The sequence below is a fragment of the Roseomonas sp. SRI_022 genome (assembly GCF_057586215.1).
This window is the reverse complement of sequence record NZ_JBYCZL010000058.1, coordinates 2,501-5,889: the sequence shown is the minus strand read 5'-3', so window position 1 is coordinate 5,889 and position 3,389 is coordinate 2,501. Positions and strand designations below refer to the sequence as shown.

The window sequence follows — 3,389 nt, the reverse complement described above, 5'->3', positions numbered from 1 at the left end:
TGGATGCGGGGACAGGATTTGAACCTGTGACCTTCAGGTTATGAGCCTGACGAGCTACCGGGCTGCTCCACCCCGCGGGGGTAAGGGATGTCCAGAGGATCCGGCCTGGTGGCCTGGCGGCGACCGACTCTCCCGCGCCTTAAGACGCAGTACCATGGGCGCTGGGGTGTTTCACGGCCGTGTTCGGGATGGGAACGGGTGTATCAACCCCGCGATGGCCACCAGGCCACCGGGCCGGATCCTCTGGATGATGGATGGGATGATCAGGATGTGTGTGTGCGTGCGTGGCTTGGCGCTGTGCGCGGTGGTCACTTGCGTGACCATGCGGTGGTGTGTGGGATATGGAGTTCTATCGGGTGATTAGGACCGCTCGGCTGCACTCCTTACGGAGCTTCCACCTGCGGCCTATCGACGTGGTGGTCTACCACGGCCCTTAGGGAGACCTCGTCTTGAGGCTGGTTTCCCGCTTAGATGCCTTCAGCGGTTATCCATTCCGCACTTGGCTACCCGGCGATGCGGCTGGCGCCACAACCGGTGCACCAGAGGTGCGTCCTTCCCGGTCCTCTCGTACTAGGGAAAGATCCTCTCAAGTCTCCAACACCCACGGCAGATAGGGACCGAACTGTCTCACGACGTTCTAAACCCAGCTCACGTACCGCTTTAATCGGCGAACAGCCGAACCCTTGGGACCTGCTCCAGCCCCGGGATGCGATGAGCCGACATCGAGGTGCCAAACCTCCCCGTCGATGTGGACTCTTGGGGGAGATCAGCCTGTTATCCCTAGAGTACCTTTTATCCGTTGAGCGATGGCCCTTCCACGCGGGACCACCGGATCACTAAGGCCGACTTTCGTCCCTGCTCGTGCTGTCGCACTCGCAGTCAGGCGGGCTTGTGCCTTTGCACTCAACAGCCGATGTCCGACCGGCTTGAGCCCACCATCGCGCGCCTCCGTTACCTTTTGGGAGGCGACCGCCCCAGTCAAACTGCCCACCAGGCAGGGTCCCGACCCCGGATGACGGGGTTCGGTTAGACGCCAGAAAGGCGCAGGGTGGTATTTCAAGGTTGGCTCCACCAAGGCTGGCGCCCCGGCTTCAAAGCCTCCCACCTATCCTACACAGCCCCTTCCTGGCGCCACTGCCAAGCTGCAGTAAAGGTTCATAGGGTCTTTCCGTCTGACCGCGGGTACCCCGCATCTTCACGGGGAATTCAATTTCACTGAGCCCATGCTGGAGACAGTGGGGAGGTCGTTACGCCATTCGTGCAGGTCGGAACTTACCCGACAAGGAATTTCGCTACCTTAGGACCGTTATAGTTACGGCCGCCGTTTACCGGGGCTTCAGTTCGGAGCTTGCACTCCTCCCTTTAACCTTCCGGCACCGGGCAGGCGTCAGACCCTATACGTCATCTCTCGATTTCGCAGAGCCCTGTGTTTTTACTAAACAGTCGCCACCCCCTGGTCTGTGCCACCCACCCATGGTTGCCCACAGATGGGTCCCGCTTATCGCTAACTTACGCGGGCAATTTGCCTAGTTCCTTCAGCATGGTTCTCTCAAGCGCCTTGGAATACTCATCCAGTCCACCTGTGTCGGTTTCGGGTACGGTCCATATGCCAGAGCTATTTCCCGGACCGATCCAACTGCCACCCCAATCCGATAAGGGATGACAGAACTTCACGGCCGTCACTTCTGGCGGGCCCAGGAATATTCACCTGGTTCCCATCGGCTACGGCTCTCGCCCTCGCCTTAGGGGCCGGCTCACCCTGCGCGGATTAACCTTGCGCAGGAACCCTTGGACTTTCGGCGACAGAGTTTCTCACTCTGTTTGTCGTTACTCATGTCCGCATTCGCACTTCCCATACCTCCACGGCCCGTCACCGGTACCGCTTCGCAGGCCTAGGGAACGCTCCGCTACCGCGCGTATTGCTACGCACCCACAGCTTCGGCAGATGGCTTGAGCCCCGGTACATTTTCGCCGCAAGACAGCTTGATTAGACCAGTGAGCTATTACGCTTTCTTTAAAGGATGGCTGCTTCTAAGCCAACCTCCTGGTTGTTTTGGCCGTCTCACATGCTTTCCCACTTAGCCATCATTTGGGGGCCTTAGCTGGTGGTCTGGGTTGTTTCCCTCTCGACAATGGACCTTAGCACCCACTGTCTGTCTGCCCGCCTGCACTCATCGGCATTCGGAGTTCGGTAGGGTTTGGTAGGGCTTTGGGCCCCCCTAGCCCTTCCGGTGCTCTACCTCCGACGGTGATCGACGGACGATCTACCTCAATAGATTTCGCGGAGAACCAGCTATTTCCTGGTTTGATTGGCCTTTCACCCCTAACCACAGATCATCCCCGACTTTTTCAACAGGCGTGGGTTCGGTCCTCCAGTGGGTGTTACCCCACCTTCAACCTGTCCATGGCTAGATCACCAGGTTTCGGGTCTCATGCCGGCAACTATGCGCCCTATTCAGACTCGCTTTCGCTGCGCCTACACCTCTCGGCTTAAGCTTGCTGCCAACACGAACTCGCGGACCCATTATACAAAAGGTACGCCGTCACTCTTGCGAGCTCCGACTGCTTGTAAGCATCCGGTTTCAGGTCTCTTTCACTCCCCTCGTCGGGGTGCTTTTCACCTTTCCCTCACGGTACTTGTGCACTATCGGTCGCCAAGGAGTATTTAGGCTTGGAGGGTGGTCCCCCCATGTTCAGACAGGGTTTCACGTGCCCCGCCCTACTCAAGGATCACTGCAAGCACTACGCCTACGGGGCTATCACCCACTGCGGCCAACCTTTCCAGATTGTTCGGCTTCTCTTGCAGCAACCACTGGCCTGCTCCGCGTTCGCTCGCCACTACTAGCGGAATCTCTGTTGATGTCTTTTCCTCCAGGTACTGAGATGTTTCAGTTCCCTGGGTTCGCCTCCCGACCCTATGTATTCAGGCCGGGATACCCCAAAGGGGTGGGTTTCCCCATTCGGACATCCGCGGATCAACGATCGCTCGCATCTCCCCGCGGCTTTTCGCAGCGTGCCACGTCCTTCATCGCCTCTTGGCGCCAAGGCATCCACCGAATGCCCTTCTCTCACTCCATATCCACACCACCGCCCGCGCACAGGGCCAAACCACGCCCCATGCTGCTTACCATTATCGGGCGGCAGCGCCCGCTCCATCCCCAGGGCGCGGTCAAGTCTTGCCCCCGGACGATGTGCGTCACTCACACACACAACAACTGATCATCTTCACCATGTGAAAGAACATGCCGTTCCGCAGGCCACCCGGTTCCCTCTCGAGGATCCCGGACCGCCAGCGCGGAACGAAACAGGTTTCGGAAGTGCCACCGCCCCAAGGGCAGCGCACCAAGCATCAAACCGTCACCATCACGCCATCACGCCATCACGACGCA

1 tRNA gene and 2 rRNA genes are annotated in these 3,389 nt (G+C 59.0%); all 3 read right to left on the bottom strand.

From position 1 onward, the window contains the following. Positions 1–77, bottom strand: a tRNA-Met gene (locus AC2YHJ_RS27775). A gap of 34 nt (positions 78–111) precedes the next feature. Beyond that, positions 112–226 (bottom strand): 5S ribosomal RNA (gene rrf / locus AC2YHJ_RS27770). 113 nt (positions 227–339) lie between these two features. Then, a 23S ribosomal RNA gene (locus tag AC2YHJ_RS27765) occupies positions 340–3,077 on the bottom strand. Positions 3,078–3,389: the final 312 nt, after the last annotated feature.